Origin of the sequence: Tundrisphaera macrotermitis (assembly GCF_051175315.1) — a bacterium.
Lineage (GTDB): Bacteria > Planctomycetota > Planctomycetia > Isosphaerales > Isosphaeraceae > Tundrisphaera.
In genome coordinates, this window is record NZ_CP195100.1 from 6,398,843 (window position 1) to 6,421,753 (window position 22,911).

Genomic DNA, 22,911 nt, shown 5'->3' on the forward strand with positions numbered 1-22,911 from the left:
GAATCCTCCCGGCCTCGATCCGTCAGTAAGAGTCGGCCGAGATGACCTCGCCCGCGTTGATGCTGGCGATGGCCTGCCAGGTCACCAGGCTGATCGTGTCCTTGGCGAACTTCACCGAACCGTCGGCCATCAGGATGTTGACCCCGCCGGGATGGTAGCTCCGGGCCGCGTAGTCCTGCTGGCACCACGACTGGGCCGGGCCGGTGGTGTTGCCCACGCAGGGCGCCCCCTTCTTGGTGTTCACGCAGTACGAGTCCGGGTAGACGGCGTCGGCGACCTTGGCGTTGGGCGGCCGGTGGTGGGTGTATTGCACCCCCCAGTCGTACCAGGCGGTGCCTCGGCCATCGTTGGTGTTGGTCGGCCCGTGGATCAGCTCCGACGCGGCGACCGTGTTGGACGACCCGTCGGTGATGTCACGGAGGCCCCGGGTGACGTTGAAGTTCGACAGGGCCTGCCGGGTCGACGGGTTGACCGTGCCGTTGCAGCGGGTGTCGTAGGTGAAGTTGACGTTCTTCTCGATCATCAGCCCGTCCGGGCTGTAGGTGGCGACGTAGTTCGACCGGCCCCAGTAGAAGGCCCCCCGCGCCATGGTCCCGCCGGTGTCGTCGGGGCAGAGATAGGTGCTGATCGCCGCCTGGGTCACCGTCGAGTTGTAGAGGCCATAATTCGGGTCGGCCGACGTGTTGATGCTCAGCGAATAGTTGTAGGCATTGCCCAGCGTGCCCAGTTCCAGATAGGGCAGGATGTAGCAGGTCCAGAAGGTCCGCGCCCCGGTGTTGTTGGGCTGGGTGCACTCGCCGGTCGGGAAGCACTCGTTGGTCGAATGGTAGTTGTGGAAGGCGAGCCCCAACTGCTTCAGATTATTGGTGCACTGGGACCGGCGGGCGGCCTCGCGCGCGGCCTGCACGGCGGGCAGCAACAAGGCGATCAGGACCGCGATGATCGCAATCACCACCAGCAATTCGATCAGCGTGAATCCGCGACGGCGCATCGGGACACCTCCGGAGGAGTACGTGGGGCGACCCGGGCCGGAAATGGAGGATTCCCGGCACAGGCCGGCCGATCTGGATCGGATAAGGATGACTCGTCTGGTCTAACAAGACCATCGCAGGTCCGCAATCCAGCCGCCAGGGAGGTGAAAAGATTTTGGTGCGGCCGTTCAGAGGCCCCCTTCCAGCCCGAGCTGGTGGTAATAGTGCTGGACCTCGTCCTGGTGTTCCAGCAGCCAGTCGATGGTCGGCTCGTTGCGCATCGCCTTGCGGATCACCTTGGCGGTCGCCTCGCGATGGACGGCGAAGAGGGCCGCGTGATCCACGGATTCGACCTCGATCACCGAGGGGTCGAGCCACGCCGAATAGATGATCCCCAGGTCGTTGACCCGGTCCTTGGGCAGGTCGCCGGCCCGGACGGCGTCGAGGACGCCGTTGGCGATGGCCGCCTGGATCGTGCCCATCAGGATGTTGGTGTAGCGCGGATCCTTGACCGTGACCTTGCTGACGACCACGGTCGCGGGGCGGACCTGGACGTCGCTGTTGAGGATCGCGAAGACCTTGGTGTGCCCCTTGACCTGATCCCCGATGAGCTGGGCCAGGGCGTGCCCGACCGGCCCGTCGAGCTCTCCGATGACGACCTCGGGCTCGGCCGCCATGTAATCCTCGGCCCCTTCGACCAGGGCTTCCCCGGTCCGCAACGTGATCTTCTCGCCCATCTCGACCGGCTCCGGCGTGTCCGGGCCGCGGCGTGCGGCCCGTGGGAAATGGCCCGCGATCCGGCCCCGTGGGGGCCTCGCGGGGTTCGACGGCCGTCCATCGTAATCGCGACGGCGTCCTGATACGATGAGCCCGAGGCCCGGCGCGGCCCGGGAATGCGACCGGCCGGGCGCGGGCCCCACCGAGGGCGGACGGATGAGTACGGTCCTGCTCGTCGACGATAGCCCATCCGACCGGGCCTTGTTCCGCGCGATCCTCGGTCGCGCGGGGTTCGAGGTCCAGGAGCTGTCGCGCGGCCTGGAGGCGGTCGGCAAGGCGCGTCAGGTCCGGCCCCACATCGTGGTCCTGGACCTCAACCTGCCGGACACCGACGGGTTCAAAGTCTGCCGCGCCCTGCGGGCCGACCCGGTCTGCACCGGGCTGCCGATCCTGATGCTCACCGTCCGGGGGCACGACGACGACATCCTGGCCGCCCTGGACGCCGGGGCCGACGATTACCTGAACAAGGACGAGCCCCGCGAGATCATCCTGGCCCGGGTCAACCGCCTGGTGGAGTTCCGCAAGCTCTCCACCCTGTCGGTCCTCAACGAGCAGCTCGCGCAGGTGGGCCGGCTGGTGGCCGGGATCGTCCACGAGATCCGCGGCCCTCTGACCGTGATCCGGGGCAACGTCGAGCTGCTGGGCATGGAGCTGGCCGAGCACCCCGGCAAGCAGTGGGTCGACCCGATCCTCCGGGCCGCGATCACCCTCCAGGTCCGGCTCGACCACCTGATGGCGGCGGTGCGGACCGGGCCCAGCGACCCCGCGCCGATCGACATCCGGCCGGTCCTGCGCGAGGCCGCCAGCCTGTTCCACAAGGGGACCGACGCCCGCCGGAGCAAGGTCGCGGTGATCGTCCAGGCCGAGGAGCGGATGCCGATCGTCCGGGCCGATGCCGGGCGGATGATCCAGGTGCTGCTCAACCTCCTGGCCAACGCCCACGAGGCGATCCTGGCCGAGCGGGCCGAGGGCAAGATCGTCGTGCAGGCCCGGCCCGAGCCCCGGCCCGAGGCCCCGTGGGTCCGGATCGACGTGGTCGACGACGGCCCCGGGATCGACCCGGCGCACCTGCCCCGGATCTTCGAGCCGTTCTACACGACCAAGGATGGCGGCACCGGCTATGGCCTCTACCTCGCCTCGGAGATCCTCCGCGAGCACGGCGGCAGGCTCACGGCAGAGAATCACGCCGGGGGCGGCGCCTGCCTGACCGTCTGGCTCCCGTCGGCCGAGGCCGAGTCGCCGGCCTGAACCGGAGGATCGCTCCCCGATGCGACGCGGCCCGGACCGCCAGGACCGAGACTCCCGACGCGAGGCCATCGCGACCTTCGGCCGGGTCGCCCTGCCGTCGGCCCTCGGCTGGGCGGCCGCCGTCGCCCTGGCCGCGACCCGATCGGCGGCCGCGCCGGCGTTGATCGCGGCGGTCGGCCTGGCGACGATCGCCGCCACCGAGGTGGCCCGGAGGCGGCAGGAGCGGAGGCGATGGATCCGGCCGGTCCGCTCCCTCGCCCGCAACGTGGCCGCCTTCAACGACCACCCCGACGAGGTCTGGGACCTGCCCGCGACCGCCGACCTGGCCGACCTGATCGAGCCGGTCCGGGTCCTCCAGGGGCGATACATGGCCCTCCGCGACCGGGTCGCCCGCCGCCTCGACGAGCCGCCGATCGGGGCCTACGACACCGGCGAATTCGCCACCTCCCGGCCCGCCCCCGGCGTCATGACCCGGAGCGGCTCCTACGAGCCGCCCGAAACCATCGCCTTCGAGATGATGGCCACCGGCGAGTTCTCCTCGCTCGACATGATCAACCGCCTCGAGCCCCGGACCTGGCGGTGGCTCGATTCGAGCGCCACCGAGCAGGAATTCCTCGGCTGGGACCTGGCCCGACTCCGCGAAAAGTCGTTCCTGGACGTGGTCCACGAGGACGACCGCGAGCTGGCCCGCCAGCAGTTGCGATCCGTCCTGGCCCGGGGCGAAGGGCACGGCCTGATCTACAAGATCGTCACCGCCCGGGGCGCCGTGAAGTCGGTCGAGTTGAACATCGGCGCCCGCTACGGCGTCGATCGCAAGATCACCCACCTCCGCTGCCACCTGGCCGACGTCACGGCCAAGCTCCGCGACGAGGACGAGCTTCGCCGACGGACCCAGGAGCTGGTCCAGGCCAACGACGGCCTCCGCCGGGCCAATCGCGAACTCCAGGCCCTCAAGTCGGAGTTGCAGCAGGGCGTCGAGCGGCTGGCCTCGGCCAACGCCGAGCTGTCCCGCAAGAATCAGGAGCTGGACGAGTTCACGCGGGTCGTCTCGCACGACCTCCAGGAGCCGGTCCGGACCCTGATCGGCTTCTCGGACTTCCTGCTCAGCGACCACGGCCACCAGCTCGACGAATCGGGCCGCGAGCTGGTCCACCACCTGATCGACGCGTCGCGGCGGCTCCGGACCCTGATCCGGGACCTGCTCGACCTGTCGCGGGCCGGCAAGGTCACCGACGATTTCGAGGCCGTCGACCTCGGCGAGGTGGTCGAGACCGTCCGGGCCGACCTGGCCGGGCTGATCCGGGACCGGGGCGCCTCGGTCCGGGTCGAATCCCCCCTGCCCTCGATCTGGGGCGACCGGACGCGGATCGGCCAGCTCATGGCCAACCTGATCGGCAACGGCCTGAAGTACAACGCGAACCCGAGCCCCCGGGTCGAGGTCTCCGCCCGTCCGGGGGACGACGGGCGGACGGTGGTCGTGGCGGTCCGGGACGACGGGATCGGCATCGATCCCCGCTATCACGCCAAGATCTTCCAGCTTTTCCGCCGCCTCCACACCCGCGAGGAGTACGAGGGCACCGGCGCGGGGCTGGCCATCTGCCAGAAGATCGCCCAGGCCCACGGCGGCCGGATCCGGGTCGAGAGCGAAGGGGCGGGGAAGGGCTCGACTTTCCTGGTCACCCTGCCCGCCCCGCCCGGACGCTGATCCGGGGCGGAGATCAGGCCGGGTCGTCGCGGAGGTCGTACTTGGAGCCGACCAGCCTGGACTTGTTGGCGGGGGCCGCCGGCACCTCCGGCTGGCGGATCATCTGGGGGATCAGCTCGTCGATCGGGACGTCCCACTTGACCGCGCCGATGGCCACCGAGGCGATCCGCTTCCTGGGGTCGATCTTGACCACCCGGCCGGGCCGGTCGTAGCCGAAGCGGGGGACGACCACGCGGTCGCCGGGCTGGAGCCGGGCGCGGGCCTCGATGATCCTCGCGTCGTTCTCGGCCTGTTTCTGCATGTCGGCCAGGCGTTGGTTGAGCGCCTCGCGGCTCTGCTCGGCCTCGGCCTGGGCGGTCAGGGCGGACTGGCGGGCCGCCTCGGCCTCCCTCCGCATCTTCTGGGCGATCTCCAATTCGGGGACGTGCTTCCCCTGCCCTTCGCCGAGATAGCGGGCCGCCCGCGCCACCAGGTGCTCGGGCATCTCCAGGCGGCGGGCGATCTGGAGCGCGTTGGATTGGCCGATGTCGCCGATGTGGAGTCGATAGAGCGGCTTGAGCGACTCCAGGTCGAACTCCACGGCCGCGTTCTCGGCCCGGGGGTTGGAGAAGGCGTAGGTCTTGAGGTCGCCGATGTGGGTCGTCACGATCGCCAGGCTGCCGATCGAGTCGATCTCATCGAGGATCGCCCGCCCCAGCGCGGCCCCTTCGGCGGGGTCGGTCCCGGCGCCCATCTCGTCCATCAGGATCAGAGAGCGTTCGGTCGCCTTGCGGAAGATCGACGACACCCGGCGGACGTGGGAAGAGAAGGTCGACAGCGACTGTTCCAAACTCTGCTCGTCGCCGATGTCGGCCAGGACATCGTCGAAGATCGGCAGCATCGACCCCTGGTTGGCCGGGATGTGGAGCCCGGCCTGGGCCATGATCGCCAGCAGGCCCACCGTCTTGATGGCCACCGTCTTGCCGCCGGTGTTCGGCCCGGTCACCACCAGGATCCGGAACTGGAGCCCGAGGTGGACGTCGATCGGGACGACCTTCCTCGGCTCGGCGGGCACCGGGGGGGGCGTCGGCTCGGGCTCGACTTCGGGGGCCTCCTCCCCCTCGGCCGGGGCCTCGATCGCCTTGGCCGCCCGGAGCTTGTCGCCGCGGAACAGGGCCTCCAGCAGGGGGTGGCGGGCGCCCCGGAGGGCGAGCCGGCCCTCGGTGTTGAAGTCCGGCGGGGTCATCGCGTAGTCGATGCTGTAGCGTCCCCGGGCATAGACCAGGTCGAGCTCGGCGAGGGTGTCGAGCGAGATCAGGAGGAGGTCGGCTTCCTGGCCGACCTGGGCCCCGAGCCAGCGGAGGATCCGGCGGATCTCCTTCTCCTCCTTGGACCGGAGGAAGGAAAGCTGGGCCGACTGCTCGGCGATCGCCTGGGGCTCGATGTAGACCGTCTCGTTGCTGGAACTGGTCCGATGGACCGAGCCCTGGATCTCGCCGCGATGTTCCTTGGCGATCGGCAGGACGTAGTGGTGGCCGACCATCGTGAAGTTGGGGTAGCGGAGGATGCGCTTGATCTCGTTGGACCGGAGCATCCGCCGCAGGGTCTCCTGGATCCTCTCCTCCACCTGCCCCATCTCGCGGCGGATCGCCGAGAGGCGGCGGCTGGCGGTGTCGAGGATCTTGCCCCGGGCGTCGATGCACGACTCGATGGCGTTGGCCACGGCGTCGAACCGGCCGACCTCGGCGCGGAGCCCGCCCAGCCGGGGGAACTCGTCGCCGACTTTGGCGAGCCAGTCGCCCAGGTTGCCCACGGCGCGGAGGGTCTCGACGATCACGGCGAAGTCTTCCGCCGCCAGCATCCCGCCCACCTGGGCGCGGCGGACCACGGCGCGGATGTCGTGCAACCCGCCGAACGGCGGCGTGAGCCCGGAGGCCAGCGCGTCGGCCATCTCGGTGGTCAGCGCCTGGCGGTTGCGGATCTCGCCCGGATCGATGCTCGGCTCCATCCGGAGCGCCGCATCCTTGCCGAGCGAGCAGGCCGCCTGCGCGGCCACCAGGGCACGCACCTTGTCGAATTCCAGCAATTCCAGCGTATGAGCGTCCATCAACCCTCGCCCTGGCCCGAACCCCGATCACCCCAGGCGACACGGCGCCATCGATCGAGGTTCGCCGCCTCCGATTATTGCACGCGGCGATCCGCCCCCGCCACGCCAACCCATTGAGTTATAGGACGGGCGTCCAGGTGCAGGCAAACGCCGGGCCGATCGGAGGCCAACGCGAAGGGGTAGGAGATGCCGGCTCAGGGCTCGGGCGACAGCGAGGGCGGTTCCAGCTCGGTGTCTCGGGCCGCGATGGCGGCCTTGGCCTTGGCTTCCGCCTCGATCTCGGCGGCGGCGATGGCGTCGGGCTTCGCCGGCTCGGCGGCCCCGGCCACCGAGCGGACGTAGTCCTTCCAGTCGTCGGCCTTGATGCCGAAGTCCTTGCCCACGGTGGCCACCAGGGCGTTGTGGGAGGCGTAGCGGATGGCCGGGTCGTCGTGCTCCATCGCGGCGGCCAGATAGGTGATGATCCGACCGTCGGTGGACTTCAGGTCGCCCAGCGACTCGATCGCGGCGATGCGGCACTCTTCCAACAGGTCCACCGTCATGATCCGGGCCAGGATCGTGGCATCTTCCTGGCGGCCGACCCGACCCAAGGCGCGGCACGCCTCGGCCCGGACCAGGCCATCCTCGTCGTTGACCGCCCTGAGGATCACGTCGCGGGCCTCGGGCCGGCCCAGCGCCCCCAGGGTCCGGCAGATCACCGCGCGGGTGGCGGTCGGCTCCTTATCCGCCTCCAGCTTGGCCACCAGGGTTCTCACCGCCTGCGCCTTCTGGTTCTCATCGTCATAGCACTTGGGCGAGGCCAGGTTGGCGTATGCCTTGTAGCGGACGTTGGGGTCCCGCTCCTCGATCCTCTTGAGGAAGCTGGCGGCGGTGGTCCCCTGGAACGAGGAACAGCCCGAGCCCGACGAGACGACGACCGCGAAGGCCATCGCCGCGCGAACCGGGAACCGCGGTGATGGTCGAGCGCCTTGCATGTGCCTTGGCCCTACCCGCCGGTCACGGCGTCTTGGTGACTCGGAGTGCGCGAACGCCGGGAACTCCCCGTCGTCGCGACCTTCCTCCCCGCGGCGAACCATCATCCTGGAGCAAGCCTCAACCCGCGGCGCCGCATCTTAATCGGACCCGGAAATCCGACAACCCCAACACCGTCCGTCCCCGCCCATCCCGGGCCCGGGACGCCGCGATGAGAATTTTCCTCCCGATATTGACGCCCCTCCGCCGAAGAATACACTCGATTGAAACGCCCGTTTGAAACAGCCGTTCGCCCCGCTCGGATGGTCAAGTGAATCAGGACGACACGAAGGCACGACTGCTGGAGGCGGCCGGCGAGGAATTCGCCGAGAAGGGGTTCGACGGCGCCACGGTGCGGTCGATCTGCCAGAAGGCCGGCGCCAACCTCGCGGCGGTCAACTACCACTTCGGCGACAAGTCGCAGCTCTACATCCAGGCGGTGGTGGAGGCCCATCGGTGCGGGACGGTCCCGCTGCCGGCCGACGCGTTCGAGCACCTGTCCCCGGCCGACCAGCTCCGGAAATACATCCGCCACTTCCTGAGCAACGTCCTGGCGATCAACCGCCCGGGGTCGTGGCAGAACACGCTGATGCTCCGCGAGATGCTCAGCCCCACCGAGGCGGCGGACATCCTGGTCGACGAGGCGATCCGCCCCCGGTTCCTCCGCCTGAGCGGGATCCTGGGTCGGATCTGCCCCGGGGCCGACCGCCGCCGGCTGGATGCCCTGTGCATGAGCGTGGTCGGCCAGTGCCTCCAGTACAAGATGGCCCGGATGATCACCGAGAAGATCATCGGGCCGGGGCGATTCGAGGACCTGTACGACCTGGATTACCTGAGCGCCCACATCGGCGATTTCACGCTCGCCGCCCTGGGGCTGGCCGCCCCGCTCGACGGGTCGGGACGGCCGGCCGGCACCGATGGCGACGAGGGAGGGGAGGGGTCATGACCTGGATCGCCCTGAAGATGCTGACCGGCGACAAGCCGAAGTTCCTGGGCATCGTCCTCGGCCTGACGTTCGCCGCGCTGCTGATCACCCAGCAGGGGTCGATCTTCTGCGGGCTGATGTGCCGCACGGCCGGGCAGGTCTACGACATCACCGGCGCCGACCTGTGGGTCATGGACCCCAACGTCCGGTTCGTGGACGACATCAAGCCGATGATCGAGAACAACCTGTACCGGGTCCGGGGCGTGGACGGGATCGAGTGGGCGGTGCCGCTCTACAAGGGGAACGCCCGCGCCAAGCTGAACTCGACGGGGATCGACCCGGTCACGAAGCAGCCCAGATCCTTCCAGGTGATCGAGCAGGTCATCCTGCTCGGGCTCGACGACAATTCGATGATCGGCGCCCCGCCGCCCGGGCGGATGCTGGCCGGCTCGCTCGAAGACCTCCGCCAGCCCGAGGCGGTCATGGTGGACTTCACCCGGCTCCGCAAGCTCTACCCCGGCGAGCCCTGGGACCAGGAGCCGGCCCTGCCCGGGCTCATCCAGACGGCCAGGGAAGGGATCGGCCACCTCCTGCACGAGGCCGGGCTGATCCGCGAGGACCCCGCCGAGGTCGGCGAAAGGGAGCGGGCCCGCGCCCGCAGCGCGTTCTATTCCCGATTCCTGGGCCGGGACCTGGAGATGAACGACCACCGGGGCCACATCGTCGCGGTGTGCGAGGCGACCCGCACCTTCCAGTCCAACGCGGTGGTCTACACCACCTATTCCCGGGCCAAGCTGTTCGTGCCCCGCGAGCGCAAGATCCTGTCCTACGTCCTGGCCAGGGTCGCCGGGGCCGACCGGCCGGGCCTGACCGATGAGCAGCGTGAGGGGATCCGCCAGGAGGCGGCCCGTCGGATCGCCGGCCAGACCGGGCTGCGGGCCCGCACCAGCCGCCAGTTCATCTGGGACACCATCGACTACTACATGAAGTACACCGGCATCCCGATCAACTTCGGGATCACGGCGGTGCTCGGTTTCATCGTGGGGACGGCGATCGCCGGGCAGACCTTCTACAACTTCACGCTCGACAACCTCAAGCAGTTCGGCGCGTTGAAGGCGATGGGGGCCAGCAACCTCCGGATCGTGGGGATGATCCTGCTCCAGGCCACGGTGACGGGGCTTTTGGGGTACGGGATCGGGGTCGGCCTGGCGGCGCTTTTCGGCCAGGCGAGCCGGGGCGGCGAGCTGGCGTTCTTCACCCCCTGGCAGTTGTTGCCGATCAGCGGGGTGGCCGTGGTGGCGATCTGCCTGCTGGCCAGCCTGGTCTGCGTGCGCCGGGTGATCGTGCTGGAACCGGCCGTCGTGTTCCGGGGCTGAGTTCGATGACCGCGTCCCGATGGGGGGAGGCCTGCTCATGATGGCGACGATGGACCAGACGAAGGCGGTGCCGGTCGCCCACGCCATCGCCCCGGACGGGGCCGAGGTCGCGGTGCGGATCCGGGGGGTGTCCAAGTCGTTCGGCAAGGGGGACCAGAAGGTCCTGGCCCTCAAGTCGGTCGACTGGGACATCCTGCCCGGCCAGATGACGATGATCGTCGGGCCGTCCGGGTGCGGCAAGACGACCCTCCTGTCGGTGGTGGCCGGCATCCTCGACGCCGACCGGGGGGAGGTGGACATCTTCGGCACGCTGGTCAGCCGGATGCGCGACGGCCAGAAGACGCGATTCCGCGCCAAGCACATCGGCTTCGTGTTCCAGCAATACAACCTCCTGCCCGCTTTGACCGCCGCCGAGAACGCGGCGATCCCGCTGGTCATCGCCGGCTGGAGGCGCGGGCCGGCCGTGGCCCGCGCCGCCGAGGTGCTCGACTCGCTGGGCATGGGGCAGAAACTGGAGAAGCTGCCGTCGCAGCTCTCCGGAGGCCAGCAGCAGCGGGTGGCGATCGCCCGCGCCCTGGTCCACGACCCGAGCCTGCTGGTCTGCGACGAGCCGACCGCCGCGCTGGACCACGAGTCCGGCCTGAACGTGATGGAATTGCTCCGCCGCGCCGCGGTCCGCCCCGACCGCGCCGTGGTGGTCGTGACCCACGACAACCGCGTCTTCCACTTCGGCGACCGGATCGCCCACATGGACGACGGGGGCCTGGTGCGGGTCGATGAGAAGGCCGCCGAGCCCGCCGAGGAGGACCAGCCATGATCCGGAAGCTATCCCTGCCCCTGCTCGCCCTGTCGGGGCTGCTGTTCGCGATCTTCACGATCGTCCAGGCCCGGCAGGAGCCGCCGGCCTACCAGCCCACGACCCCGCCGCCGACCCGCCCCGGCCCCGTCCGATCGATCGCCGGGGCGGGGCTGGTGGAGCCGAAGCTGGAGAACATCCCCATCGGAGCCCCGACCTCGGGCGTCGTGACCGAGGTGCTGGTCAAGATCGGCGACAAGGTCGAGAAGGGTGCCCCGCTGTTCCAGCTCGACGACCGGGAGTGGAAGGCCGACCTCCTGGTGCGCAAGGCGGCCCTGGCGGCGTCCGAGGCCCAGTACGAGCGGCTCAAGAACGCCCCCCGGGCCGAGGACCTCCCCCCGGCCGAGGCGATGGTCGAGGAGGCCACGGCCAAGCTCTCCGACGCCGAGACGGCCCTGGGGCGGTCCGACCGCCTGTTCCAGAGGCAGATGTACTCGGCCGGCGACCTGGACCGCGACCGGTTCGCCTACGCGGCGGCCAAGGCCACCCTGGCACGCGCCCGCGCCGACCTCGCCAAGCTGAAGGCCGGGACCTGGGGCCAGGACCTGGACGTGGCCCGCTCGGCGGTCCAGGAGGCCCGGGCCCAGGTGGAGCGGGTCAAGCTCAACCTCGACCGCCTGACCGTCCGCGCCCTGACCGCCGGCCAGGTGCTCCAGGTCAACGTCCGGCCGGGCCAGTTCGCCGCGGCGGTCTGGAAGGAGCCGCTCATCGTCCTGGGCGACGTCGGCACCCTCCACGTCCGGGTGGACGTGGACGAGAACGACCTCCACTGGTTCGACCCCAAGGCCCGCGCCGTGGCCACCCTGAAGGGCCGGCCCAACGTCCGGTTCAACGACCTCCGGCTGGTGAAGGTCGAGCCCTACGTGATCCCCAAGAAGAGCCTGACCGGCGACAACTCGGAGCGGGTCGACACCCGCGTGCTCCAGGTCGTCTATGCCCTGCCCGACGAGAAGCAGGTGCCGATCTTCGTCGGCCAGCAGATGGACGTGTACATCGAGGCCGCCAAGCTCCCCGAGGGCCTGAACCTGGACGCCGGGGTGGGCCGCCCGTTCGCCGCCGAGTGACCCCAGGGCGAGCCGTCCGGAGGCCAATGCGAAACGGCCCGGTGTTGAACCGGGCCGTTTCGGGCGGGATCGTCCATGTTTCGTCGCGATCGGTGCTTAGAGGGTCGCCTTGGCGGCCTTCCGGCCGGCGAGGCGGCGGCGGTTGGCCACCACCGTGAAGATGACGCCCATGCCGAGCAGCAGGGCCGAGGCCGGCTCGGGGACGGCGGCCGGGTCGACGGCCGTCGCGGGTGGGCCGAGCGAGGGATTCGTGGAGGTCTCCGGCGGCCCGATGATCTGCGGCGCGAGCGGCAGCACCGGCTTGACCGGGTTGTTGCGGTCGTAGATCTCGTTCCGCTTCAGGAGCTTGAGCAGGTCCCGGCACTGGTGGAGCTCGCGGAACAGCCCCTTATCCTGGCGGAAGATCGACGTGGTGAGGTTCCAGAAGGTGGTATTCGGCAGGTCGCCGCCATTCTTGCTGGCGTACCGCTCCGCCTGCCGGATCATCTTCGTCAGCACCGAGTAGTTATATTTGATGACGTCGTGGGGCGAGCCCTGGACGTTCAAATTGTAAACTTTGTAACCCTGGCCTGACGCCGTCGGGGAAGAGTTGCGGATCTGCTGGGCGATGGATAATTGTGCCATATTCCTCGATCTCAAATCGATTAAGGGCCGGGCCCAGCCGGCCTTTGACAAAACATCTTACATGAGCTACGACGTCGCTGTGACGCCGTTCTAGCTCGGATTACGAATTTTGTCCATCCGGTGTGAGTTCTTTTTTCGCAACACGGATTCGTTCAAGTCGGGAAGTTGTTGCGTCGATGGGGATCTGTTGATCCGAACGGGGTCCTGAGGCCCGCCGGGCCCGACGGATCCGCCGGGCCCGGGGCGTGGTGATCGGCCGGGCTTCGCGTTATCGTTGGGGGGCCGGACAGCCGGGACGGCGCCCCGAACGACACCATGAGCGAGGGATCAACGCGATGACCGAGACCTTGAACCGCCGCGCCTTCCTGGCCGCGGGAGCCGCCGGCCTGGGCGCCTCGGCGATGCTGGGGGCCGCCCCGCCCCGCCCGGTCGGCGCCCGCCGCCCGGTGGTCGTCTCCAGCGCCAACGGCCTGCGGACCGTCGAGAAGGCGATGGAGATGCTCCGCGCCGGGGCCGACCCGCTCGACGCCGCCGTGGCCGGGGTGGCCATCGTCGAGGCCGACCCGGCGGATCGCACGGTCGGCTACGGCGGGATCCCCAACGAGGACGGGATCGTCGAGCTGGACGCGGCGGTCATGCACGGGCCGACCCACGGCGGGGGCGCCGTCGCCTCGATCCGCAACATCATGCACCCGGCCGCCGTGGCCCGGCTGGTCATGAAGCGCACCGACCACTGCCTGCTGGTGGGCGAGGGGGCCCTGCGGTTCGCCCGGATGCACGGCTTCCCCGAGGAGAACCTGCTCACCGAGGACGCGCGGAAGATCTGGCTCCACTGGAAGGAGACCAACGGCAAGGACGACGACCGGATCCCGCCCCCCGACGACGAGCTGGACCCCGTCGTCCGGGAGTTCTTCGGCATCCGCAAGCACGGCACGATCCACTGCTCGGCGCTGGACACCCACGGCGACCTGGGGTGCGTGACCACCACGTCGGGGCTGTTCTACAAGATCCCCGGCCGGGTCGGCGACTCGCCGATCCTGGGCGCGGGGCTCTACCTCGACAACGACTTCGGGTCGGCCGGCTCGACCGGCAGGGGCGAGGCCAACCTCCTGAACCTGTCGAGCTTCGCGGCCGTGGACGGCCTGCGGCGGGGCCTGGACCCCAAGGACGCGCTGATCGAGGTGTGCAAGCGGGTCGCCGCGACCACCCGCGACCCCCGGCTCCGCGACGGCAAGGGGCGGCCGAACTTCGACGTGAAGTTCTACTGCGTGTCCAAGGATGGCCGGTTCGCCGGCGCCAGCCTGTGGGCCGGGGCGAAGATGGCCGTGCACGACGGCGATTCCGCCCGCCTGGTCGACTGCGCCTCGCTCTACGACGAGAAGCCGCCCGAAGGCTGAACGCGAACCGGCCCCGGGCGGACTGATCGCGCGGGGCCGGTGCTCGGATCGTTCAGGCGTTGGCGGGCGGCAGCGTGGAGAGGTGCTTCTCGCCGGCCTTGGAGACCATGTAGCGGTAGTGGCCGCTGGTCTTGTCCTTGGACCCCTTCTTGATCAGCTTGCGATCGAGCAGGGCGTCGATCGTCTTCTGCTCGGCCTTCTTGCCCAGCAGATAGCCCGGGTCCTTGGCGTCCTGGATCTGCTTGAGGAACTCGACCTGGCGCCCGGTCAGCCTGACCGCGGCCGGGGCCTTCTTGGCGACCGCCGGGGCGGCCGGCTTCGCGGCGACCGGGGCGACCTTCTTGGGGGTCGCCGACGGCTTGGGCGTCTCGGCCTTGGAGGCCGTCACGACCGCCACGGCCGGGGCGGCCTTCTTGCCCTTGGCGGCCGGGGCCGGGGCCAGGGTCGGGGCCTCGGCCGGGGCGGCGGCCGTCTTGCCCTTCGCCTTCGCCTTGGCGGCGGCCGGGGCCTTGGCGGCAACCGGGGCCGGGACGGGCTCGGGGGCGGCGGCGGGGGCGGCGGCGACGGTCTTCTTGGTCTTCGGCTTGGGCTTGGCCGGGGCCGAGGCTGCGGCCGTCGCCGGCTCGGTCTTGGTGGTCGGGGTTGCGGCGCCCGAGGCGGCGGGCGCGGCGGAGGACTTGGCCGGAGTCTTCTTCGTCGCGGCGTCCTTGGGCGACGACTTCGGGGTCGTCTCGACGCTCACCTTGCTCTTCTTGACCGCCATCGGATTGCTAACCTCCACCAGGGGATGACCGCGGATGAGAGCAGAACACTCATCGTTCGGGCCCTTCTTAGCGAAACATAACACGTCCGTGAAGGCGAACATGACCCGATCCGCGAGAAGGCCGCGGCGATGGACCCCGATCGGCCCCACCCATCAATCCCACGAATGACTTGGAATCTCTGATACCATCACTCCTGGATTCATCATGACTTGCCGACCTGTTCCCGCCACGGCCGCCGCGGCACCGGGGGCCGGGGCGTGGGTTTCGCGGGGGCTGGGCCCGGGTTAAACTCGTGCGGACGGGCGGGGCCGGGCCGGCGTCGGCGGTCGACGCGGGCGGGACTCGCCACGATTCGCGACCTCACGGAGCTTGCCGGACATGCGATTCCTCTCCCTCGCGCTGGGCGTGGCGCTGGGCCTCCCCGCGATGACCTCGGCCCAGGACAAGCCGTCGGACAAGACCCTGGGCGCGAAGCCGCCCGAGGGGGCGAAGGTGCTCTTCGGCGACTCGATCGCCGCCTGGAACAAGCTCGACGGCAAGACCACGGCCGAGTGGCCGGTCGAAGACGGCATCGCCACGGTCGGCAAGGGGAGCATCCGCTCGAAGGACACCTTCGGCGACATGCAGGTCCACGTCGAGTTCAACATCCCCTACATGCCCGACAAGACCGGGCAGGCCCGCGGCAACAGCGGCGTCTACCTCCAGGGGATCTACGAACTCCAGGTGCTCGACTCCTACGGCCTGGAGCCCAAGAACAACGAGTGCGGCGGCATCTACCAGCAGATCGTCCCGGCGGTCAACGCCTGCAAGCCCCCGCTCCAGTGGCAGACCTACGACATCACCTTCCACGCCGCGAAGCGGGAGGGGGACAAGGTCGTCAAGAAGGCCCGGCTGACCGTCGTGCAGAACGGGCTGACGATCATCGACGATAAGGAGATCTCCCCCACCCCCGGCGGCGTCAACGACGTCAAGGAAGGGCAGGACGGGCCGATCATGCTTCAGGACCACGGCAACCCGGTCCAGTTCCGCAACCTCTGGGTCAAGCCGCTCGCGAAGTGAGACGACGATCCCTGACGATTCGAAACGGCGAGGGCCCGGCGAGATCGATCTCGCCGGGCCCTTCGTCATTGGCGCGGATGGTCGCGGCTTACCTGCCCGAATCCTTGATGTCCTGGCCGACTTCCTTGACCTTGTCGCCGGTGGCCTTGGCGGCATCGGAAGCCTTCTGGGCGGCGGCGTCGGTCGCGTCCTTGGCCTTCTCGGCGGCGTGGCCGACGCCGTCCTTGGCCTTCTCGGCGGCGTTGGCCAGCCCATCCTTGGCGTTCTCGATCCCGTCCTTGACCTTGTCACTGAAATTCGACATGGGAGAGGTCCTTATCGAAAGAGTTCGTTCGGGTGGCCCGCGACGACGGGATGACACCATCGCAATCGGCATACCGCGATCCCACGCATCCATCCTCATCGATCACTTCGCCGCCGTCGCCGCCGCCGTGGCGGGGAGCTTCGCGGCCCAGTCGATGCCGTTGCGGAGGAGCCGGACGAACATCGGGTTGTCGAACTCGTCGGGGTGGCCCAGGGTGGTCACGAAGGTCCGGCCGCCGTCGGGGCGGATCCAGGTCCAGGAGACCGGCTCGGGCGGGGCCCCCGGCGTGGTGCCCATCAGCAGGGGCTTGGCCCCCGCGGCGAGCGGCAGGACCTTGTAGAGCGTGGAAGGCAGCTTCACCGGCTCGTCGGCGATCCCGGCCAGGACGGGGTTTCCCGCCGCCTCGGGGATGATCCGGACCACGGTCTCGTGCGGCTTGTGGTGGTTGGCATAGAAGCAACCCAGCACCTCGCGGTCGAACTCGGGCCAGAACTCGCGGTTGGCCGGGAGCGGCTTCTTGGGGAACGGGGCGAACGAGTGGGGCGCGGTGCGGACGCCGACCACCCCCTTGCCGCTCGCGACGAACCGGCGGACGGCCGCCAGCTGGTCGGCGGGCAGCCCCTTGCGGCGGATGCAGAACAGGGCGACGTCGGCCCCGTCCAGCGCCGGGATCAGGCCGGGCAGGTTGTCGTGGTCGCGGGGGTCGGCGAACACGGTGACGACGCGATAGTCCTTGCCGAGTTGCTTGAGGGCGAACTCGGGCAGGGTCCGCTCCGACTGGTACTCGTCCTCGGCCGCGATGATCGCCAGGGTCGGCCGGCGGTCGGCCGCGAACCGGAACGGAGATCCGCCCAGGATCTGGTCGCTGGAGATGGTCGGGCACCAGTGCCGCTCGACGTGGTCGACCATCAGGTCGGTGCCGGTGAAGTGCGAGACGAAAGGGGCCTTCGCCGGGTTGTACATGGTGTCGGTCAGGTCGCGGACCAGGACGACGTTGAGCCCCTGGCGGACGAGTTGGCGGATGGCGAACGGGCGGCCCAGGACGCACATGTTGAGGTGCACGCCCATGACCAGGACGTTCTCCGCCCCGCGCTGGCGGATCAGGTTGTAGGCCTCCACCCCGTCGGTGATGGCGTCCTCGGGGGCGATCCGCAGGGTGTCGATCTGGCGGGTGAAGACCTTGACCGGATTGCCGGGGGTGGGCGAGTCGTCGCCTCCGTCGGTGTCGTCGATCGGCAGGGGGGGCTCGTGGGCCGGGTCGAGCTTGATCCAGCCCCGGAGCGGGACCTTCGGCTCGGCGGCCGGGGCGGCCTGGGCCCGCGCCCTCTGCGGGGTGTCCTTGTAGAAGTCCATCGTCTCGCTGGGGCAATGGATGATCAACGCCCCCCGGGCGCGGAGCGCCGTGAGGAGGTCATTCATCCGGGGGGCCATCTCCGCCACCCGCCCGGTGGCGTTCTTGCTCCAGTGGCTGTCCCACATGTCGCAGACCACGACGGCCGTCTTCTTCGGATCCCAAGAGGCGGGCGTGACCTCGGATCGGTAGCGGCCGACCCCGGGCCCGATCTCCGCCTGGGACCGGAGTTCCAGCGCCAGCGGGGCGGCGGCCTCCTCGGCCGACGCCGCCGGACTCGGGTCGAGGGCCGCCAGCCCCGCAACGACGAGGGCCAGGGCCGGGATCGCGTGACGGAGGAAACTCGGATGCGTTCGCACGGGATGCGCCCTCGCGGAAGGTGTCGGGTGGGAGGCCAGGCCCGGCGGGGAATCCGGCCGGCGGGCGTCGCGGGCCCTCGCACGGCCCGGGGATGGCGATCACCACTCTGCGCGGAAAACGTCTCGATCTCAATCGGGTGCCCCCGACAACGCGCCGCACCCGGCTTGGACCTGCCGCCGATGATCTTGTATGCTGGTGGCTGACGGGCGGGCCCGAACCCGAAGCGAGCGGCTCGTGTCCTCATCCTCTCCCTGGGGATCCTCCGTTTCCTCCATGCACGACGCCCCCGGTTGGGGCGGAAAGGTCCGAGCCGTGAAGAGCGTCGCCGTCGTCGGGGCCAGTGGTGCGGTCGGTGAGGTCATGACCCGCTTGCTCGTGGAGCGGAACTTCCCGATCGGCTCGATCAAATTCCTCGCCTCGGCCCGGAGCGCCGGCAAGACGATCGATTTCATGGGCGAGCCATACACGATCGAGGCGCTGGGCAACCACTCCTTCGACGGGGTCGACATCGTCCTGTCGAGCACGCCGGCGTCGATCTCGCGGCAGTACTCGCCGATCGCGGCCCGCGCCGGGGCCGTGGTGGTCGACAATTCGAGCGCCTTCCGGATGGACCCCGAGGTCCCGCTGGTCGTGCCCGAGGTCAACCCGGAGGCCGTGGCCCGCCACAAGGGGATCATCGCCAACCCCAACTGCTCGACGATCCAGATGGTCGTCGCCCTCAAGCCTTTGCACGACGCCGCGAAGATCCGCCGGGTGATCGTCAGCACCTACCAGTCGGTGTCGGGCGCCGGGCAGACCGGCATGAACGAGCTGTGGGAGCAGACCGAGGCCCAGGTCGCCGGCCGCGAGATCCCCAAGCCGTCGAAGTTCGCCCACCCGATCGCCTTCAACTGCGTGCCCCACATCGACGACTTCCTGCCCAACGGGTACACCAAGGAAGAGATGAAGATGGTGCACGAGACCCGCAAGATCATGGGGGATGACGCCATCGACGTCTGCCCGACCTGCGTGCGGGTGCCGGTCCTGTACAGCCACAGCGAGTCGATCCTGGTCGAGACCGAGCGGCCGGTCACCCCCGAGCAGGCCCACGAGATCTGGCGCAACTGCCCGGGGCTGACCATCGTCGACGACCCGGCCACGCTGTCGTATCCCCTGCCCGCCTCGGCCCGGAACCGCGACGACGTCTTCGTCGGCCGGATCCGCCAGGACCTCCACAACCCCAACGCCCTCCTGTTCTGGTGCGTGTCGGACAACCTCCGCAAGGGGGCCGCGCTCAACGCGGTGCAGATCGCCGAGGAACTGGTCAAGCTGCACCCGGTGGGGGCGTGACCCCGCGACCTTTCCGTGCGTAACCTCAAGCTCCTGATCAGCTACGACGGCACCGACTTCTCGGGCTGGCAGCGCCAGCCCGACCGCCGGACCGTGCAGCAGGTCCTCGAAGAAGCCATCGCGCCGCTGTCCGATGGGATCATCCCGGTCACCAACGCCAGCGGCCGGACCGACGCCGGGGTCCATGCGCTGGGCCAGGTCGTCCACTTCTACACGACCTCGCGCCACCGGCCCGACGTCTTTGTCAAGGCCCTCAACGCGACCCTGCCGCCCGACGTCCGCGTCAAGGGGGCGTGGGACATGCCCCAGTCGTTCCACTCGACGCTCGACGCCCGATCCAAGCTCTACCGCTACGTGATCGACAACGGCCCGGCCGCCGACCCGTTCCAGCTCCGGTACAGCCACCACGTCTACCAGACGCTCGACATCGACGCGATGAACCGGGGCGCGGAGGGGCTGCTGGGCCGGCACGACTTCCACAGCTTCGAGACCAACTGGCCCAACCGCACCAGCTCCGTCCGGACGATCTACCACCTCAAGGTCTGCCGGATGGCCCACTTCGTCTGGGTCGACGTCGAGGCCGACGGCTTCCTCTACAACATGGTGCGGACCATCGCCGGCACCCTGATCCTGGTCGGCAAGGGGTTGTGGAAGCCCGAACGCGTGGCGCAGGCCCTGGCCGCCGAGGATCGCCAGGAGGCCGGGCCGACCGCCCCGCCCCAGGGCCTGTTCATGGTCCGGGTGCGGTACCCCGGCGACCCCTGATGGCCCTCCCCGAACTTCCCGGACCGGACCGTCGATGCGCATCGTCCACGTCATCACCCGCCTGATCCTGGGCGGGGCCCAGGAAAACACCCTGCTCACGGTGGACGGCCTCCACCACCGCCACGGCGACGACGTGACCCTGATCACCGGCCCGGCCGAGGGGCCCGAGGGGGACCTGTTCGCCCGCGCCTCCGAGCGCGGGCTGAAGGTCGAGGTGATGCCGGAACTCGTCCGCGCCATCCGGCCGGCGACCGACTATCGGGCCTATCGCGCCCTCCGGGCGTCGATCCGGAGGCTCCGGCCCGAGGTGGTCCACACCCACAGCTCGAAGGCCGGCATCGTCGGCCGCGCCGCCGCCTGGGACGAGCGGGTGCCGGCCGTGGTCCACACGATCCACGGCCTCCCGTTCGGCCCGTCGGAGACCGCCGCGAAGAACCGGCTCTACATCGCCCTGGAGCGTTGGGCGGCGAGGCGATGCCACGCGATCGTCGGCGTGTGCGACGCCATGGTCGAGCAGGCGCTGGCGGCCGGGGTGGGCCGGCCCGAGCAGTATTCCACCGTCTACAGCGGGATGGACGTGGAGGCGTTCCTCCACCCCCCCCGGGGCCGCGACGAGGTCCGCCGCGAACTCGGCCTCCAGGACCACGAGGTCGCCTTCGGCACCGTCGCCCGCCTGTTCGAGCGCAAGGGGCACGACGACATCCTGGCGGTCGCCCCCAGGATCCTGGCGGCGAATTCGGACGTCCGGTTCGTGTTCATCGGCGACGGGATCTTGCGGGACCGGCTCCGGCAGGACGCCGAGCGGCTGGGCGTGGGGCACGCCGTCCTGTTCACCGGGCTGGTGCCGCCCGACCGCATCCCCGAATTGCTCGGGGCCGTCGATGGCGTGGTCCACCCCAGCCTGCGGGAAGGGCTGGCCCGGGTGCTGCCCCAGGCCCTGCTGGTCGGCCGGCCGGTCATCAGCTACGACGTGGACGGGGCCCGCGAGGTCGTCCTGCCCGAGACCGGGGTCCTGCTCCCGCCCCGAGACCTGGACGGGCTGGCCGCGGCGGTCCTCCGCCTGGCCGCCGACCCCGACCTCCGGGCCGCGATGGGCCGGGAGGGGCGGAGTCGATTCGCCGACCAGTTCCGCCACGAGACGATGACCGACCAGTTGCGTTCACTTTACCAGCGACTGCTCGGGGGCCGCGGCGACGGCTGACACCTTTCGGGCCCGGATGATCGAGAACTCCAGGGCCTGGGTCTTCCCCTTGTTGGCGTTGAAGCCGACGAGCTGCTCGGCCACCTCGATGTCGAGGGCCGGGTCCTTGCGGAGTTCGGCCACCTCGTCGGGGAGCAGCGGCAGCAGGACCGCCCCGTCGCGCCGGACCTGCTCGCGGAGGTCTTCGGGGCTCTCGATGTCGGCGGCCGGGCGGCCCAGGGCATAGATGATCCCGGGCTCCTGAAACGTCATGATCGCCGGCCGGACCCCGGTCTGCGCCGACAGCGTCCCGAGTTTCTCGCCGACCACCCGCGACAGGCGGAACGGCTCGGCGGACGGGATCAGCCACCCGCCCACCATCCCCATCGTCAGGGCCCAGGTCGCCACCAGGCCGTGCGTCGCCGCCGTCGTCTCCCCCCGGGCCAGCATCATCCGGGCGGCATAGGTGCCAACGCCCAGGGTCAGGGCGATCGCCAGGCAGGGCCAGCGCATCTCCGAGGGGAGGAAGAACGGCCCGACCAGGAACGCCGCGGTGGCGCCGATCCCCATCGCGCCCAGCAGCTTGATGCCCGCCCGCCCGAATCGGTAGGCGTCGATGGCCAGGTTCCGCCGGGAGGCTTCCACCAGGATCCACGCCACGAGCAGGGCACAGGCGGGGATCGAGGGGAGGAAGTAATGGATCAGCTTGGTCTTGCAGCATTCCAGCACAATCAACGGCCCAACGATCCAGCCCAGCAGGAACCCGGCCTCGGGCGCGTTCCGGCGCCGGGTCCAGGCCGCATAGGCGGCCACCGGCAGGAAGGCCGACCAGGGGTAGAACGTGGGCAGCGTGACCAGCGGGTAATAACCCGGGAACGCCCCGTGCTGCTCCATCCCGGTCGTCACCCTCTGGACGATCTGCGAGCCGATCGCGAACCGGAAGAACTCGCCGCGCGACGCCAGGCCGACCGCGACGAACCATGGGAGGGTCAGGACCAGGAAGCCGAGGAGGCCGCGTTTCCACCGGAGGCGCCTCCAGCAGGCCGTCGGGCCGCCCCACCACCACGACATCAGACCCGAGGCCGACACCAGCGCCGGGCCCACAGGCCCCTTCAGCAGGGTCGCTCCCGCCATCAGCGCCCAGAACCCGGCCGCCAGGCCCGGCCGGTCGGCCCGCGAGAGGCCCCACAGGCAGGCCTGGGCCGAGACCAGGAACAGGGCCAGCGTGGCGTCGGTGGTGGCCAGCTTCGACTCCGCGATCATGATCGGCGCCGTGGCCAGGGCCAGCGCGGCGAGCAGACCGGCCCGCGGGCCGACCATCGACCGGCCCAGGCCCAGGACGACCACGCAGGTCATCGCCCCGGCGATCGAGGACACCAGCCGGGCGCCGAACGGGTTGTCCCCGCCCACGGCGTAGCCGGCCCGCATCAGCCAGTAGATCAGGACCGGCTTGTGGAACCGGGGCTGGTCGTTGAACGTCGGGTAGATCCAGTCGCCCCGCTCGCGCATCTCGCGGGTGCAGGTGGCATAGCGGGGCTCGTCGCGGTCCCAGAGCCCGACCCGGCCGTTGCCGACCAGGTTGAGCGTCAAGGCCAGGCCGGCCACCAGGGCCGCCTCGCACGCCAGGCGACGCCAGGCCATCCCGGCCGGGGCGTCGACGGTCGAATCTCGGGGGGTCACGGAGGGTCTCCGACTCTCGGGATCGGTCGCGACATCGCGGCACCGTCGCGACCCGGGTCGGACGGACTATAATGTTTTC

20 protein-coding genes are annotated in these 22,911 nt (G+C 69.9%); 11 read left to right on the forward strand and 9 right to left on the reverse strand.

What is annotated here, in order from left to right; all coding sequences use genetic code 11:
- Nucleotides 1–22: 22 nt before the first annotated feature.
- Both TA3x_RS25790 and fae read right to left on the reverse strand, forming a co-directional pair.
- Nucleotides 23–991: a DUF1559 domain-containing protein gene (locus TA3x_RS25790; protein WP_435017544.1), complete on the reverse strand. Its 969-nt coding sequence runs from the start codon at nt 989–991 to the stop codon at nt 23–25.
- Between the two features lie 168 nt (nt 992–1,159).
- Nucleotides 1,160–1,708 carry a formaldehyde-activating enzyme gene (gene fae, locus TA3x_RS25795; protein ID WP_435017545.1) on the reverse strand — a complete coding sequence of 183 codons (549 nt, stop codon included), beginning with the start codon at nt 1,706–1,708 and terminating at the stop codon, nt 1,160–1,162.
- Nucleotides 1,709–1,904: 196 nt separating this feature from the next.
- Between fae and TA3x_RS25800 the strand changes: the two genes are divergently transcribed.
- Nucleotides 1,905–2,996 carry a sensor histidine kinase gene (locus tag TA3x_RS25800; RefSeq protein ID WP_435017546.1) on the forward strand — a complete coding sequence of 364 codons (1,092 nt, stop codon included), beginning with the start codon at nt 1,905–1,907 and terminating at the stop codon, nt 2,994–2,996.
- A 19-nt stretch (nt 2,997–3,015) separates the two neighbouring features.
- Nucleotides 3,016–4,701 carry a sensor histidine kinase gene (locus TA3x_RS25805; protein ID WP_435017547.1) on the forward strand — a complete coding sequence of 562 codons (1,686 nt, stop codon included), beginning with the start codon at nt 3,016–3,018 and terminating at the stop codon, nt 4,699–4,701.
- 13 nt (nt 4,702–4,714) lie between these two features.
- Here the strand turns inward: TA3x_RS25805 and TA3x_RS25810 are convergent, their stop codons facing one another.
- Nucleotides 4,715–6,787, reverse strand: a complete 2,073-nt coding sequence (locus tag TA3x_RS25810) for an endonuclease MutS2 (protein WP_435017548.1) — start codon at nt 6,785–6,787, stop codon at nt 4,715–4,717.
- 194 nt (nt 6,788–6,981) lie between these two features.
- Complete coding sequence (locus TA3x_RS25815; protein ID WP_435017549.1) at nt 6,982–7,716, reverse strand: HEAT repeat domain-containing protein; 735 nt, start codon at nt 7,714–7,716, stop codon at nt 6,982–6,984.
- A gap of 353 nt (nt 7,717–8,069) precedes the next feature.
- Here TA3x_RS25815 and TA3x_RS25820 point away from each other — a divergent pair, with 353 nt between their 5' ends.
- From TA3x_RS25820 to TA3x_RS25835, 4 genes are read left to right on the forward strand one after another with little or no spacing between them, the layout of a single operon-like run.
- Complete coding sequence (locus TA3x_RS25820; RefSeq protein ID WP_435017550.1) at nt 8,070–8,744, forward strand: CerR family C-terminal domain-containing protein; 675 nt, start codon at nt 8,070–8,072, stop codon at nt 8,742–8,744.
- Nucleotides 8,741–10,099 carry an ABC transporter permease gene (locus tag TA3x_RS25825; RefSeq protein WP_435017551.1) on the forward strand — a complete coding sequence of 453 codons (1,359 nt, stop codon included), beginning with the start codon at nt 8,741–8,743 and terminating at the stop codon, nt 10,097–10,099. Before TA3x_RS25820 ends, TA3x_RS25825 begins: the two co-directional genes overlap by 4 nt.
- Before the next feature lie 40 nt (nt 10,100–10,139).
- Nucleotides 10,140–10,916, forward strand: a complete 777-nt coding sequence (locus tag TA3x_RS25830; RefSeq protein WP_435022442.1) for an ABC transporter ATP-binding protein — start codon at nt 10,140–10,142, stop codon at nt 10,914–10,916.
- On the forward strand, nt 10,913–12,019 hold the full coding sequence (locus TA3x_RS25835) for an HlyD family secretion protein (protein ID WP_435017552.1): 1,107 nt from the start codon (nt 10,913–10,915) through the stop codon (nt 12,017–12,019). Before TA3x_RS25830 ends, TA3x_RS25835 begins: the two co-directional genes overlap by 4 nt.
- Nucleotides 12,020–12,115: 96 nt before the next feature.
- On the opposite strand, the gene TA3x_RS25840 is transcribed toward TA3x_RS25835, so the two are convergent.
- Nucleotides 12,116–12,643, reverse strand: coding sequence for a PEP-CTERM sorting domain-containing protein (locus tag TA3x_RS25840; RefSeq protein ID WP_435017553.1), 528 nt, complete (start codon nt 12,641–12,643; stop codon nt 12,116–12,118).
- Between the two features lie 335 nt (nt 12,644–12,978).
- Here TA3x_RS25840 and TA3x_RS25845 point away from each other — a divergent pair, with 335 nt between their 5' ends.
- Complete coding sequence (locus tag TA3x_RS25845; protein ID WP_435017554.1) at nt 12,979–14,040, forward strand: N(4)-(beta-N-acetylglucosaminyl)-L-asparaginase; 1,062 nt, start codon at nt 12,979–12,981, stop codon at nt 14,038–14,040.
- 52 nt (nt 14,041–14,092) lie between these two features.
- Here the strand turns inward: TA3x_RS25845 and TA3x_RS25850 are convergent, their stop codons facing one another.
- Nucleotides 14,093–14,803, reverse strand: a complete 711-nt coding sequence (locus TA3x_RS25850; RefSeq protein WP_435017555.1) for a hypothetical protein — start codon at nt 14,801–14,803, stop codon at nt 14,093–14,095.
- A gap of 379 nt (nt 14,804–15,182) precedes the next feature.
- Here TA3x_RS25850 and TA3x_RS25855 point away from each other — a divergent pair, with 379 nt between their 5' ends.
- Complete coding sequence (locus tag TA3x_RS25855) at nt 15,183–15,863, forward strand: 3-keto-disaccharide hydrolase (protein WP_435017556.1); 681 nt, start codon at nt 15,183–15,185, stop codon at nt 15,861–15,863.
- Between the two features lie 88 nt (nt 15,864–15,951).
- Here the strand turns inward: TA3x_RS25855 and TA3x_RS25860 are convergent, their stop codons facing one another.
- Both TA3x_RS25860 and TA3x_RS25865 read right to left on the reverse strand, forming a co-directional pair.
- The gene (locus tag TA3x_RS25860) at nt 15,952–16,167 is read right to left on the reverse strand and encodes a hypothetical protein (RefSeq protein ID WP_435017557.1); all 216 of its coding nucleotides are present in this window, start codon (nt 16,165–16,167) and stop codon (nt 15,952–15,954) included.
- A 102-nt stretch (nt 16,168–16,269) separates the two neighbouring features.
- A complete protein-coding gene (locus tag TA3x_RS25865; RefSeq protein ID WP_435017558.1) occupies nt 16,270–17,877 on the reverse strand; it encodes a ThuA domain-containing protein in 1,608 nt (535 codons plus the stop codon).
- A 313-nt stretch (nt 17,878–18,190) separates the two neighbouring features.
- On the opposite strand from TA3x_RS25865, the gene TA3x_RS25870 reads away from it, so the two are divergent.
- Genes TA3x_RS25870 through TA3x_RS25880 form a run of 3 tightly spaced genes read left to right on the forward strand, consistent with a single transcriptional unit; the run spans nt 18,191 to nt 21,173 of the window.
- Nucleotides 18,191–19,207 (forward strand): aspartate-semialdehyde dehydrogenase, encoded by a 1,017-nt coding sequence (locus TA3x_RS25870; RefSeq protein WP_435017559.1) that lies wholly within the window; start codon nt 18,191–18,193, stop codon nt 19,205–19,207.
- Between the two features lie 15 nt (nt 19,208–19,222).
- Nucleotides 19,223–19,972 (forward strand): tRNA pseudouridine(38-40) synthase TruA, encoded by a 750-nt coding sequence (gene truA / locus TA3x_RS25875; protein ID WP_435017560.1) that lies wholly within the window; start codon nt 19,223–19,225, stop codon nt 19,970–19,972.
- Nucleotides 19,973–20,006: 34 nt separating this feature from the next.
- Complete coding sequence (locus tag TA3x_RS25880; protein WP_435017561.1) at nt 20,007–21,173, forward strand: glycosyltransferase family 4 protein; 1,167 nt, start codon at nt 20,007–20,009, stop codon at nt 21,171–21,173.
- Here the strand turns inward: TA3x_RS25880 and TA3x_RS25885 are convergent.
- A complete protein-coding gene (locus TA3x_RS25885; protein ID WP_435017562.1) occupies nt 21,132–22,832 on the reverse strand; it encodes an ArnT family glycosyltransferase in 1,701 nt (566 codons plus the stop codon). The two genes, TA3x_RS25880 and TA3x_RS25885, sit on opposite strands and share 42 nt — an antisense overlap.
- Between the last annotated feature and the right edge of the window lie 79 nt (nt 22,833–22,911).